The organism is Acidovorax sp. GW460-11-11-14-LB4 (assembly GCF_059423685.1).
The window spans coordinates 1-11620 of record NZ_JBWKYJ010000108.1; the positions used below are offsets into that span (position 1 = coordinate 1).

Annotated in this window: 9 protein-coding genes; 2 read left to right on the forward strand and 7 right to left on the reverse strand. The window is 65.7% G+C overall.

Annotated elements, in window-relative coordinates:
• Positions 1-1214 (forward strand): MFS transporter (locus tag AC07X4_RS22835; RefSeq protein WP_494741419.1); only part of this gene is annotated, 1214 nt, incomplete at its 5' end.
• On the opposite strand, the gene AC07X4_RS22840 is transcribed toward AC07X4_RS22835, so the two are convergent.
• Positions 1186-1668, reverse strand: coding sequence for a hypothetical protein (locus AC07X4_RS22840; RefSeq protein ID WP_108497235.1), 483 nt, complete (start codon positions 1666-1668; stop codon positions 1186-1188). The genes AC07X4_RS22835 and AC07X4_RS22840 overlap by 29 nt on opposite strands.
• Positions 1669-1761: 93 nt before the next feature.
• Here AC07X4_RS22840 and AC07X4_RS22845 point away from each other — a divergent pair, with 93 nt between their 5' ends.
• A complete protein-coding gene (locus AC07X4_RS22845; RefSeq protein ID WP_056748333.1) occupies positions 1762-2148 on the forward strand; it encodes a MerR family transcriptional regulator in 387 nt (128 codons plus the stop codon).
• 98 nt (positions 2149-2246) lie between these two features.
• Here the strand turns inward: AC07X4_RS22845 and AC07X4_RS22850 are convergent, their stop codons facing one another.
• From AC07X4_RS22850 to AC07X4_RS22875, 6 genes are all read right to left on the reverse strand, one after another.
• The gene (locus tag AC07X4_RS22850; RefSeq protein ID WP_056066609.1) at positions 2247-3878 is read right to left on the reverse strand and encodes a SpoVR family protein; all 1632 of its coding nucleotides are present in this window, start codon (positions 3876-3878) and stop codon (positions 2247-2249) included.
• Positions 3875-5143: a YeaH/YhbH family protein gene (locus AC07X4_RS22855; RefSeq protein WP_436077754.1), complete on the reverse strand. Its 1269-nt coding sequence runs from the start codon at positions 5141-5143 to the stop codon at positions 3875-3877. Before AC07X4_RS22855 ends, AC07X4_RS22850 begins: the two co-directional genes overlap by 4 nt.
• Before the next feature lie 47 nt (positions 5144-5190).
• A complete protein-coding gene (locus AC07X4_RS22860; protein WP_015015409.1) occupies positions 5191-7113 on the reverse strand; it encodes a PrkA family serine protein kinase in 1923 nt (640 codons plus the stop codon).
• A gap of 316 nt (positions 7114-7429) precedes the next feature.
• Positions 7430-8641 carry an FAD-dependent monooxygenase gene (locus AC07X4_RS22865; protein ID WP_440597834.1) on the reverse strand — a complete coding sequence of 404 codons (1212 nt, stop codon included), beginning with the start codon at positions 8639-8641 and terminating at the stop codon, positions 7430-7432.
• A 49-nt stretch (positions 8642-8690) separates the two neighbouring features.
• Positions 8691-11204, reverse strand: coding sequence for a putative bifunctional diguanylate cyclase/phosphodiesterase (locus AC07X4_RS22870; RefSeq protein ID WP_444824532.1), 2514 nt, complete (start codon positions 11202-11204; stop codon positions 8691-8693).
• Positions 11201-11620 (reverse strand): EAL domain-containing protein (locus tag AC07X4_RS22875; protein ID WP_494741420.1); only part of this gene is annotated, 420 nt, incomplete at its 5' end. The genes AC07X4_RS22875 and AC07X4_RS22870, both read right to left, overlap by 4 nt.

Here is an 11620-nt window from a genome sequence, read left to right on the forward strand (position 1 = left end):
CCACCCCTCTCCTCGCCCCCCGCACTGCCTGGGCCATGCTGCTGGCGCTGGTGGCGGGCTTTGCGCTGAGCCAGGCGTTTCGCACCATCACGGCCATCATGGCGACGGGCTTGCGGGCCGAGTTCGGTCTGTCGGCGCAGGCGCTGGGGGTGTTTGCCGGGGCGTTTGCGTTTGCCTTTGGCACCATGCAGCTGTTCATGGGCATTGGCATCGACCTGTATGGCGTGCGGCGCACGCTGCTGGCGGCGTTTCCGCTGACCATTGCGGGCGCGGTGCTGTCGGCACTGGCGCCGGGCTATGGCACCGTGCTGCTGGGGCAGGTGCTGATCGGTGTGGGCTGCGCGCCCGCATTTTTGGTGTGCACCGTGTTCATAGCACGCTACTTTCCGGCGTCGCGGTTTGCCATGGTGTCGGGAGTGGCCATGGGGGTGGGCGGACTGGGCATGCTGTTCACCGGCACGCCGCTGGCTTGGCTGGTGCAGCAGTCGTCCTGGCGCATGGGGTTTGGCGTGCTGGCGGGCCTGGCGGCGCTGGCCTGGCTGCTGATCTTCTGGAAGGTGCATGAACCCGCACAACCCATCGATGAGGCCGCTCCGCGCGAATCGGTGCTGCAGGCGGTGCGCGGCTTCGGCGCGCTGTTCCTGCTGCCGCACACCGCCGGCATCATGCTGCTGGCGCTGATGACCTATGCCTCGTTCCTCACGCTGCGCGGACTGTGGCTGGGCCCACTGTTGATCGAGCGGCACGGCTATTCGCTGGTGGCCAGCGGCAATGTGGCCATGCTGTCGTCGTTGGTGTCACTGTTCAGCCCAGCCCTTTTTGGTCGGCTGGACCCTGGCCCCACAAGGCGCAGGCGCTGGCTGCTGGGCTTTACCACCCTGCTGGCGGCCTTGTTTGCGGCCATGGGCTTTCTGCATGCCGAATGGCTGGACGTGGGCGGCTCCGTGGCCGTGGGCCTGCTGTCGGGCTACATGGTGCTGCAGTATTCGGACGTGCGCTCGGCCTACGCCCCTGCGGTCACAGGGCGCGCCATGGCGGTGTTCACCATGGCGCTGTTCCTGGGCGTGGCGCTGATGCAGTGGGTGACGGGCGTGGCGGCCTCCATCGCCGCCGCACAGGGTGCAGACCCGTACGTGGCGGTGATGCTGACCATCGCGGCCATGCTGGTGGTGGGTGCACTGGCCTTCAGGCTGCTGCCCGCGCCCGCCCATTGACCAGCTCATTCACCCGCGCGGGGTCAGGCGGGCACAGCGCCGCACTGGCACCTGCTACACGCCACCATTGCAGCACGCCGAACAACAACTCGAAGGCGGTGAAACCCAGCACGATGGCATTGGCGCCGTGTGCCACCGCGTAGATCTGCCAGGCCGCAAACAGAAACCGCGCCACGCCATCCAGCCGCCCCAGCAGCACCGTGGGCGCCACGATGCGCGCCACCGACCACACCACCACCACCGAGCCCAGCAGGTTGGCCAGCAGCATGTGCGTGGTGTCCAAGGGGTGCAAGGTGCCGGGCAATGCGAGCGCCTGGGCCAGCAGGTTCAGCTGGGTGTAGAGCCAGGCAAAGGTCCAGGGCAAGGCAAACGGCCAGGTGACGAGCAGGTCGTACCAGCCGCTGGCGCGCACGATGCGCAGATAACGGCCGGAAGCGAAAGCGGGGATGTGCATGACAGGAAACCTCTGTGAATGGATCAATGAGGCCCCGAGCTTCCACCTTGAAGTACGCTTCAGGGTCAAGCACTTTGTGAGGGGAACGGGATCATGCTGATCGGTGAACTGGCCACGGCCTCGGGCCTGAGCCGCGAGGCGCTGCGCTTCTATGAACAGCAGGGCCTGATTCGCGCGCGGCGCCTGGACAACGGTTACCGGGACTACCCGCCCGAAGTGGTGACGCTGGTGCAGTACATCCGCACTGCGCAGCAGCTGGGCTTTACCCTGGCGGAGATCGGCGACCGGCTGCCCGCCATCTGGGACGCCGCCGAGCCCGGCCCCGCATTGGCGCAGGTGCTGGCCGCCAAGCTGCAGGAGATTGATGACCGCATTGCCGCGCTGCAGGCCCTGCGCCAGACGTTGGCCGAGCGTGTGGCCACCGACTGCCCGCTGCAGGCCCGGGTGCCACGGGCCAAGGCCTCTTCGTCTGCTTTCTGAGCCAAATCGGGCGGTAGCGCTAGTAAATCATGCGCTGGAAGCTATCAAAAACAGAGCAATCTTCCCTCAACCGGCGCGCAGGTGCCAGCGCAGTCCGGTCAGGTGGCTGAGGCGGGCACCTGGTGCAGCAGCACCGGGTGGTTGCCATCGGCGTCCGCACTCTCGATCTGCACCCCAAAGCCCCACAGCCGCGCCACGTGCTTGAGCACCTCCTGCGTGTCGTCGGCCAGCGGGCGGCCCTGGTACTGGGTGTGGCGCAGGGTCAGGCTCCGGTCGCCGCGCAGGTTCACGTTCCACACCTGGATGTTGGGCTCGCGCGTGCCCAGGTCGTACTGCTGCGACAGCATCTGGCGCAGGCTGCGGTAGCCGTTTTCGTCGTGGATCTCGCTGACCACCAGATCGCGCTCGCCAGCGTCGTCATGCAGCGCAAACAGGCGCATCTCGCGCATCAGGTGCGGACTGAGGTACTGGCCGATGAAGCTCTCGTCCTTGAAGTTGCGCATGGCATGGTCGAGCGCAGGCAGCCAGGGGGTGCCAGCGATGTCGGGGAACCAGTGCCGGTCCTCCTCGGTGGGGTGCTGGCAGATGCGCTGAATGTCGCGGTACATGGCAAACCCCAGCGCGTAGGGGTTGATGCCGCTATAGGCACGGTGCCCCACGGGTGGCTGGTAGACCACGTTGGTGTGCGAGCCCAGCCATTCGATCATCACGCCGTCGCTCAGGTAACCCTCGTCGTACAGCGTGTTGAGCAGCGTGTAGTGCCAGAACGTAGCCCAGCCTTCGTTCATGACCTGGGTCTGGCGCTGGGGGTAGAAATATTGGGCGATCTTGCGCACGATGCGCACGATCTCGCGCTGCCAGGGCTCCAGCAGGGGCGCGTTTTTTTCGATGAAGTACAGGATGTTCTCTTGCGGTTCCCTGGGGAAGCGGTCGGCCTCTTGCGCCGCACCTTCCTTGCCGGGGCGCGTGGGCAGGGTGCGCCACAACTCGTTCACCTGCTGCTGGGCGTAAGCCTCGCGCTGCGCGCGTTCAAGCCGCTCGCGCGCCAGGTTCTTCTTGGACGGGCGGCGATAGCGGTCCACGCCAAAGTTGGCCAAGGCATGGCAGGAGTCGAGCAGGCGCTCCACTTCGCCCGTGCCGTAGCGCTCCTCACACTGGGCCACATAGTCCTTGGCATACACCAGGTAGTCGATGATGCTGGACGCATCGGTCCACATGCGAAACAGGTAGTTGCCCTTGAAGAAGCTGTTGTGGCCATAAGCTGCATGCGCAATCACCAGCGCCTGCATGGCGGTGGTGTTCTCCTCCATCAGGTAGCTGATGCAGGGGTTGGAGTTGATGACGATCTCGTACGCCAGGCCCATGTGCCCGCGCCGGTAGCGCCGTTCGGTGGCCAGAAACTCCTTGCCGTAGCTCCAGTGCCGGTAGTTCACCGGCATGCCCACGCTGGAGTAGGCGTCCATCATCTGTTCGGCGGTGATGATCTCCAGCTGGTTGGGGTAGGTGTCGAGACCAAAGCGCTCGGCCGTGGCGGCAATGGCCGCGTGGTAGCGCTCGATCAGCTCGAACGTCCAGTCGCTCGGGTCGGGCAACGGCTCGGCCGGCCGCGCGCCTGCAGGCAGGGGCTGGCCGGGCACGGCACGGTGGCGGCGCTCGCCCACGGCAGCGGCCTTCCAGGGGTTGTCGCTGAGGCGGCGTTCCAGCACGGGGTACTGCACAACGTTGTTCATGCGGCCACCCCCTCTTTCTTGAAGAGATCGCGGAATACCGGGTAGATGTCACCGGGTGCGGAGACCTTGCGCATCGCAAAGTGGGAGTACAGCGGCGCGAGCTGGCTGTACTCGTCCCACAGGTTCTGTTCTTCCTCGGCCACCTGCACATAGGCAAAGTAGCGCACCAGCGGCAGGATCTTGTCCACCAGCAGGTTGCGGCAGACGCCGCTGTCGTTGGTGAAGTTGTCACCATCGCTGGCCTGGGCCACGTAAATGTTCCAGTCGCCCTGCGGGTAGCGCGCACGGATGATCTGGTCCAGCAGCACCAGCGCGCTGCTCACCACCGTGCCGCCGCTTTCGGTGGAATGGAAGAACTGCTCCTCGCTCACCTCGGCCGCCTGGGTGTGGTGGCGGATGAACACGATGTCGATGGTCTCGTAGTGCCGCGTGAGGAACAGGTACAGCAGGATGAAGAACCGCTTGGCCAGGTCCTTGCGAGTCTCGTCCATGGAACCCGACACATCCATCACGCAGAACATCACCGCCTGGCTGCTGGGCACGGGCACCGGCGTGCGCGCACGAAAGCGCAGGTCGATGGGGTCGAGGTACGGAATCTTGCCGATGCGCGCCGTGAGCGCATCGATGCGGCGCTGCAACTCAGCCACCGCCTCGCTGGTGCCGTCGTCCTGCGCCAGCAGGGCGTCCAGTTCGGCCTGCAGCGCCAGCAGCTCGCGGTGCGCCGCCTTGCCAAGTGCAATGCGCCGGCCCAAAGCGCCGCGCATGGTGCGCAGCACGGCCAGGTTGTTGGGGATGCCGTCCTGGCTGTAGCCTGCGCGGCGCGACTTCCACTGCGGGTTCTCGCCAATGTGGGTGCGCAGCAGGTGCGGCAGCGCGAGGTCTTCAAAAAAGAGCTGCATGAACTCTTCCTTGGTCAGCGTGAAGGTGAAGTCGTCTTCGCCCTCGCCGCTGTCGCTGGCCTGCGATCCGCGCCCACCCGCACCGCCCTGGGGCCGCTCGATGCGGTCGCCGCGCACATGCTCTGCATTGCCGGGGTGCACGGTGTCGCGGATGCCGCCCTGGCCATGGTGGAAGACGGGCTCGCTGATGTCCTTGCGCGGGATGGTGATGCTCTCGGCCTGCTCCATGTCGCGGATGCCGCGTTGCGAGACGGCACGACGCACCGCATCCGCGATCTGTTCCTTATAGCGGCGAACAAATCGCTCGCGGTTGCCCACCGACTTGTTCTTGCCAGCGAGCCTGCGGTCGATGATTTGCAATGCCATCCGTTGCTCCCGTTCCCCATGCAGGGCCTGTGGCCCAGACACCGACCCTAGCTACTCTTGCGCACGCGCAGGTACCACTCGCACAGCAGCCGCACCTGCTTGGGCGTGTAGCCCTTGTTCACCATGCGGGTGACGAAGTCCTCGTGCTTGCGGGCCTCTTCGGCGCTGGCCTTGGCGTTGAAGCTGATCACCGGCAGCAGCTCTTCGGTGTTGGAGAACATCTTCTTCTCGATCACCAGCCGCAGTTTTTCATAGCTCGTCCAGCTCGGGTTCTTGCCCTGGTTGTTGGCGCGCGCCCGCAGCACAAAGTTGACGATCTCGTTGCGGAAGTCCTTGGGGTTGGCGATGCCTGCGGGCTTCTCGATCTTCTCCAGCTCGGCGTTGAGCGCGCTGCGGTCGAACACCTCGCCGGTGTCGGTGTCGCGGTACTCGTTGTCCTGGATCCAGTAGTCGGCGTAGGTGACGTAGCGGTCGAAGATGTTCTGGCCGTACTCGCTGTAGCTTTCCAGGTAGGCCGTCTGGATCTCCTTGCCAATGAACTCGGCATAGCGCGGCGACAGGAACTCCTTGATGTAGCCGGTGTACTTGGTCTCCAGATCGGTGGCGAACTGCTCGCGCTCGATCTGCTGCTCCAGCACATACATCAGATGCACTGGGTTGGCGGCCACCTCGGCGCTGTCGAAGTTGAACACCTTGGACAAAATCTTGAACGCAAAGCGGGTGGAGATGCCCGTCATGCCCTCGTCCACGCCCGCGTAGTCGCGGTACTCCTGGTAGCTCTTGGCGCGCGGGTCGGTGTCCTTGAGGCTCTCGCCGTCGTACACCTGCATCTTGCTGAAGATGCTGGAGTTCTCGGGCTCTTTCAGGCGCGTGAGGATGGCGAACTGGGCCATCATCTTGAGCGTACCGGGCGCACACACGGCGTTGCCCAGCGACGATTCGCGAATCAGCTTTTCGTAGATGCGGATCTCCTCGCTCACGCGCAGGCAGTACGGCACCTTGACGATGTAGATGCGGTCGAGAAACGCCTCGTTGTTCTTGTTGTTGCGAAACGCCTTCCACTCGCTTTCGTTGCTGTGGGCCAGCACCACGCCGTCAAACGGAATCGCTCCAAAACCTTCGGTGCCCTTGTAGTTGCCCTCCTGCGTGGCCGTAAGCAACGGGTGCAGCACCTTGATGGGCGCCTTGAACATTTCCACGAATTCGAGCAGCCCCTGGTTGGCCAGACACAAGCCGCCGCTGTAGCTGTAGGCGTCGGTGTCGTCCTGTGCAAAGGTTTCGAGCTTGCGGATGTCCACCTTGCCCACCAGGCTGGAGATGTCCTGGTTGTTCTCGTCGCCCGGCTCGGTCTTGGCAATGCCCACCTGCTTGAGCACGCTGGGGTAGCGCTTGACCACACGGAACTGGCGGATGTCGCCGCCGTACTCTTCCAGCCGCTTCACCGCCCACGGCGACAGCACACGCTGCAGGTAGCGGCGCGGAATGCCGAACTGCTCCTCCAGCACCGGGCCGTCTTCTGCGGCGTCGAACAGACCCAGCGGTGATTCGTTGACCGGCGAGCCCTTGAGCGCATAGAACGGCACCTTCTGCATCAGCGCCTTGAGGCGCTCTGCAATGGAGCTTTTGCCACCGCCCACAGGGCCCAGCAGGTAGAGGATCTGCTTGCGCTCCTCCAGCCCCTGCGCGGCATGGCGGAAGAAGCTCACCACCTGCTCGATGGACTCCTCCATGCCGTAGAACTCGGTGAATGCGGGGTAGCGCTTGATGACCTTGTTGGCAAAGAGCCGCGACAGGCGCGGGTCGTTGCGCGTGTCCACCATCTCGGGCTCGCCAATCGCTGCCAGCATGCGCTGGGCCGATGTGGCATAGGCCATGGGATCACGCTTGCACTCGGCGAGGTACTCGTCGATCGACATTTCCTCTTCGCGGCTACGGGCATAGCGCGCGGCGAAGTTGCTGATGGCATCCATACGACCTCCTGTAGCGGCACCCCTGGCGGGCTCAGGTGGTACCACGGTGTTGCATTGGCAATCGCTACCGGCTTGGCTCTTTGTAGCACCACGACCTGCGCTTGAACAGCAAATTCGCGGGCGTGTGGCTGGCCTTTTTGTGGCATTGCACACACAGGGATAGAGCGTGGCACACTGCGCAAAGTTCACCCTGCAAAACGCGCTCGCGGGTTGCACCGGATAGGGAATGTCCTGACAACTGGAATGTCCGGTTGATAACGCATGCATGGGCCATGCGCCAAGGGCTTATCCGCAGTGCGCCCCCGCAGGCCAACCGTCACAACGAACTGGCGCTGGAGCCGTCGCCCCGGTACAACCAGGGCACATCCAGCAGGCGCTCGCCCAGCAGGCGCAGCGACAGGTCGCGCCCCCAGCGCACCGGCCCCGTGGCATGGAAGATGCGGCCATTGCGTGTAGACCGTGCCTGCACCCGCGCGTTGCGCTGCCAGCGGTTGAGCGCATAGCGGCGCAGACGCAGCGGCACATCGAGGTCGTGCATGGCCAAAGCACGCTGCAACTCGGCCGCGTCTTCAATCGCCATGCCCGCGCCCTGGGCCAGGTACGGCCGCATGGGGTGCGCGGCATCGCCCAGCAGGCCCACCAGGCCTTGTGCCATCTCGTCGGCGCTGCGCACCGGCGGGCGGTCACACAAGGGCCACAGGCGCCAGCCCGCCCCACCCGCGGCACTCACGCTGCGCACCACGTCCTGCAGCGCGGTGCAGGTGCCTTGCAGTGCGTGCTCCAGGCCTGCGGCATTGGCGGCGTGGTCCCAGTTCTCCAGGTCTTGCGGTGCGGGTCCTTGCACAATGACCACCAGGTTTTGCAGCTCGCCCCGACGCACGGGGTACTGCACCGCGTGCAGGCGCGGGCCCAGCCATGCGGTGACCTGCGCCGTGCGCAAGGCATCAGGCAGCGCATGCTGCGGCACCAGCGCGCGGTAGGCCAGGTGCCCCGTCACGCGTGGCGGTACCGCGCCCAGAAGCTGGGTGCGCGTGCGGCTCCACAGGCCATCGGCACCAATCAGGGCATCGCCCTCAACCTGCTTGCCCCGGCTGGTGCGCACAGTGACCACGCCGTCGGCATCGGCAAAGCTGTCAATCGCATGCTCCAGATGCCATTGCGTGTCGGTGTACTTGGTCACGGCGGACAGCAACAGGCCATGCAGGTCCGCTCGGTGAATGGTGGCGTAGGCCGCGCCATAGCGCTCCACCGCGGTGGGCCCCAAGGGCAACACGGCCAGCTCTTGGCCGCTGACGGCGTTGCGCACCTGCAACCGGCTGGGGAAGGCAGCCACCGCCTGCAGCGGCTGCTGCAGACCCCAGGCCTGCAAGCGACGCACCACGTTGGGCCCGATCTGCACGCCCGCACCCACTTCACTGAACGCGGCAGCGCGCTCGTACAGCCGCACCTCCCACCCGGCCCGGGATGCGCCCAACGCAGCAGCCAAGCCGCCAATGCCGCCACCGGCGACCAACACCTGTTTTTTCATGGCGCGATTGTGAACTGCGCGCGCTGGCGGACCTTTGCCTTAGCGCAGGTCATAGCGCAGGCCGTAGCGCACGCTCCAGCACTTCGGCGGGCATGGGCCGGCCAAACAGGTAGCCCTGAAAGGCCTTGCAGCCGTAGCGCTGCAAGAACTCCAGCTGGCCCGTGGTCTCCACGCCCTCAGCCACCACCGCCAGGTCCAGGCTGTCGGCCAAGGCCAGGATGGTGCGCACGATGGCGGCGTCGTTGGGGTCGGTCTGCAGGTCACGCACAAAACCCTGATCGATCTTGAGCTGGTCAAGCGGCAGCCGCTTGAGGTAACTCAGGCTGGAATAGCCCGTGCCAAAGTCATCCAGCGAAAAGCCTACGCCATAGCGGCGCAGGTGTTCCATGCGCGCAATCACGTCCTCGACGTCGGCCATCAACAGGCTCTCGGTGAGTTCGAGCTTCAGGCGCTCCGGGTTGGCCCCCGTGGCGTCCAGCACGCCCAGCACCTGCTCCACAAAGTCGGGCTGGCGGAACTGCCGCACGCTCACGTTCACCGACAGGAAGAACTGCCGGGTGAGCGAGCTGCGCGACCAGGCCACCAGCTGTGCGCACGCCGCTTCCAGCACCCATTGGCCCAGAGGCAGGATGAGCCCGGTCTGCTCGGCCAGCGGAATGAATTCGGCGGGGGACACCATGCCCCGGCGCGGGTGGCGCCAGCGCACCAGGGCCTCGGCACCCTGCAAGCGGCCTTTGCCGTCCACCACCGGCTGGTAGTACAGCACCAGCTCCTTGTCTTGCAGGCCGCGGCGCAGGTCGGCCTCAAGGGCCGAGCGGTTGCTCACGGCCGCTTGCATGTCGGGGTCGAAGAAGCGCTGGGTGTTGCGCCCCGCCGCCTTGGCCTGGTACATGGCCAGGTCGGCATGTTTGAGCAGCTCATCCACGCTCACGGTCTGCTGGCCAAACAGCGCGATGCCTATGCTGGGTGTGCTGTGGTGGCTGGCATCGCCCAGCGCATAGGGCTTGCCCAGCGTGGTGATGATGTGGCTGGCCACCAGCGCAGCCTCGGCGCTTGCGTGGGCGGGGTCGGGGCTGAGGCCCTCCACCAGCACCACGAACTCGTCGCCGCCAAAACGGGCCACGGTGTCGGACTCCCGAACGCAGCCCTTCAGGCGCTGGGCCACCTGCAGCAGCAATTGGTCGCCGGTGTCATGGCCCAGCGTGTCGTTGAGGTCCTTGAAGTTGTCAAGGTCAATGAACAGCAGCGCGCCCTGGGTGTCAGAGCGCGCAACCGCCAGCGTGGCGTGTTGCAGCCGGTCCACCAGCAAGCGGCGGTTGGGCAGACCGGTCAGCGAGTCATAGAACGCCAGGCGTTCGATCTGGCTCTCGACCTGCTTGCGTTCGGTGATGTCGCGGCCCACGCCCCGGTAGCCACGCAGCGCGCCGTTGGCATCAAACACCGGCACGCCGCTGACCGAGATCCAGTGCATGCTGCCGTCCGCGCGCCGGCGTTGCAGCTCCAGGTCACGGAACGGCTGGTGCGCGGCCAGCACCGCGCGGTGTGCAGCCCAGTCGGCATCGGTCATGTTCAGGGCGCCGATCTCCCAGCGCGTGCGCCCCATCACGTCCGACAGCGGAATGCCGTTCACGCTCAGATCACCCGCCAGTTGCACAAAGCGGCCCTCGGCATCGTGCTCCCAGTACCAGTCGGACGACAGGTCGCTCAGGGACCGGAAGCGCGCCTCGCTCTCGCGCAGCTCGTTCTCCACACGCACGTAGTCGCTCACATCGGCAAACGTACGCACCAGGCTGCCATCGGCCAGCGTGGTGGTGCGAACCTCGAACGTACGGCCATCGCGTGTGGTACGCCAGTACAGCGCCGGGGCAGCAGCGACAGCCCCCTGTGCCACGTAGTCGTGTCCGCGACGGTCCACCAGGCTATAGCCCTCGCCAAAGTCACCGCGCTCGGCCTGCACGCGCGTCAGGTCAGCAAGAGTGGGGCGGGTGGCCATCAGCGACTCGGGCAAGTTCAGCAGCTCCAGCACGCGCTCGTTGTAGACGGTGATGCGGCCATCGGGCCCGGTCTTGAAGATGCCCTGGCTCATGCTGGCCAGCGTGGCCTGCAGGGCCGAGCGCTGCTCCTGCAGCATGGTCAGAGCCTCTTGCCAGATGCGGGCATCCACCATGCGCACAGGCTGGCCCTGCCCCTTGGCGCCTTGCACCAGCGCCACCAGGCGGTTGAGCAGCTCGCTCAGGTGCGCTACGCCATCGGCCTCGCGCAGCACATAGTCGCCCAGCCCGCAGCGAAAGGCGCGCGCAGCCAGGGCCTCTTGCGCTGCATCGATGCACATCAGCACCGGGCGGCCAGCGCACAGCTCCAGCAGGCCGGGCAGTTCCTGGTCGGTGGGCTTGAGGCAAAGCACCACGGCATCCCAAGCCTGGCTGGCGAGGGGAGCCTTGGCAGTTTCTGGCGTGGGGCTGTTGACCACCCGCCAGTCGGGGTAACGCGTTGCCATGAGCCGCCGCGCGGCTGCCGCATGCTGGGTGTCAATGTCCACCCACAGGATGCCCACACCGTTCATGGCTGCGGCTCCTGCGATGCGGGCAGAGCGGTCGGCAGCGAGGGGGCTGAATGGCCCGGCAGATGCTCACGCTCGAACAGTTCGACGGGCCCCGGCCTTCCAAACAGATACCCCTGGAACCCCTCGCACCCATGCAGCCTCAGGAACGACAGCTGCCCCGTCGTCTCCACCCCCTCCGCCACCACCTCCAAATCCAGGCTCTTGGCCAGCGCCAGGATCGTCCGCACGATCGCCGCGTCGTTCGGGTCCGTCAGCACGTCCCGCACGAAGCTCTGGTCGATCTTCACCTGGTCCAGCGGCAGGCGCTTGAGGTAACTCAGGCTGGAATAGCCGGTGCCGAAGTCATCGAGCGCAAAACCCACGCCTTCGCTCTTGAGCTGCACCATGCGCGCGATGGTGTCTTCGATGTCTCCCAG